At 73.1% G+C, this 543-nt stretch carries 1 protein-coding gene; it reads right to left on the reverse strand.

The window, feature by feature from the left end; all coding sequences use genetic code 11:
• Nucleotides 1-251 precede the first annotated feature (251 nt).
• Nucleotides 252-543 (reverse strand): hypothetical protein (locus ACFPBZ_RS29560; protein ID WP_378039672.1); only part of this gene is annotated, 292 nt, incomplete at its 5' end.

Here is a 543-nt window from a genome sequence, read left to right on the forward strand (position 1 = left end):
TCGGCCTCCCAGAGCAGCTCGGGTCGGCGGGCTGGTGTCGTCGGGGGCGTCGCCCGAGGACGAGGTGGAATCCTCGGAACGAACCGTTCCAGCGCGGGCTGCGGACCACCTTGTGCCGGGCTTCCGGCGTCGGCGGGGGTCACCGTCAAGAAGCGGCAGTGGCCCCGGCCCCGACACAAGTCGCGCACCAGGCCTCCGGGGCCGGACGACACCGGTGCTTATGGCTGCTTCGGGCGCGGTCGTGAGCCCGGTCAGTGAGGTGGGGCGGGCGAGGTCGGGGGCCGGCGGCGGTGCCAGCGCAGGATGAGCAGGTGCCCGACCAGCGTGTAGCCGGTGAGCGCGACCAGGACGGCGGCGACCAGGATCGAGGCCAGCGGGCTGGTCGCGCTGAGCGACCCGGGCGCCAACGTGCCCACGGCGAGCACGGCCGTGACCAGCGGAGTCTCGAGCCAACCGGTTCCCCACGTGGGCCGAACCCGGTGCACGACCAGGATCGTGAGGTAGACCGCGAGGTCAAGTACAGCGAGCGCGATCGCGGCCTGC

Source organism: Actinomycetospora atypica, from assembly GCF_042653685.1.
GTDB classification, from domain to species: domain Bacteria; phylum Actinomycetota; class Actinomycetes; order Mycobacteriales; family Pseudonocardiaceae; genus Actinomycetospora; species Actinomycetospora atypica.